Raw genomic sequence first — 627 nt, 5'->3', positions numbered from 1 at the left:
TGAACATTGAAGACGGCGCAGAAGTAGGTGTGGGTGATACGCTAGCACGTATTCCTCAGAAGTCTGGCGGTAACAAAGATATCACCGGTGGTCTTCCACGCGTTGCTGACTTGTTCGAAGCTCGTAAGCCTAAAGAGCCTGCGATTCTTGCTGAACACACAGGTACAGTTAGCTTCGGTAAAGAGACCAAAGGTAAGCGTCGTCTAGTTATCACACGTGATAGCGGTGAAGTTTACGAAGAGATGATTCCTAAGCATCGTCAGCTTAACGTGTTCGAAGGTGAGCGCGTTGAACGTGGTGATGTAATCGCTGATGGTCCAGAGTCTCCACATGACATCCTACGTCTACGTGGCGTACACGCAGTAACTCAGTACATCGCTAACGAAGTACAAGAAGTTTACCGTCTACAAGGCGTTAAGATTAACGATAAGCACATCGAGACTATCGTTCGTCAAATGCTACGTAAGTGTACAATTACTCACGCTGGTGACTCTGAGTTCCTACCTGGCGAGCAAGTTGAATACTCACAAGTTAAGATTGCTAACCGTAACCTAGAAGCTGAAGGCAAAGAGCCTGCACGTTTTGAACGTGAACTTCTAGGTATCACTAAAGCGTCTCTAGCGACTG

Annotated in this window: 1 pseudogene; it reads left to right on the top strand. The window is 47.0% G+C overall.

Annotation, left to right across the window (positions count from 1 at the left end):
- Positions 1-627 (top strand): annotated as a pseudogene (locus tag R7Q48_RS28490) (DNA-directed RNA polymerase subunit beta'); the annotation flags it as partial.

This window comes from Vibrio sp. 378 (assembly GCF_033339435.1).
This window is presented reverse-complemented; position numbering and strand designations above follow the sequence as displayed.